The organism is Streptococcus mitis, from assembly GCF_946190375.1.
Lineage (GTDB): Bacteria > Bacillota > Bacilli > Lactobacillales > Streptococcaceae > Streptococcus > Streptococcus mitis_CJ.
On sequence record NZ_CAMIAF010000146.1, the window covers coordinates 1 to 237 of the forward strand.

At 64.1% G+C, this 237-nt stretch carries 1 protein-coding gene; it reads right to left on the reverse strand.

The window, feature by feature from the left end; translation table 11 throughout:
* Positions 1-237, reverse strand: a 237-nt coding sequence (locus N8M09_RS11090) for an aldolase/citrate lyase/malate synthase family protein (protein WP_261065247.1), incomplete at both ends; no start/stop codon positions are given.

The window sequence follows — 237 nt, forward strand, 5'->3', positions numbered from 1 at the left end:
AGGCTTCCAGATATTGCAGGGCGACCCGGATATTGGTGCGCATGCCCGTTTCGGTACGTTCGCCTTCACAGGGAGCCAGCAGGTCGGCGGCTGTGATGGGTGTATCCTGCTCGCGCAATACGCCGATCTGGTTCTTGGCGCCTGCCGGTATGGTGGCGTTGAACACGGCCATGGCGGTGTCGGCGAGGCCGGGATGGGCGACCCAGGTGCCATCGTGGCCGTTGCTTGCTTCCCGCT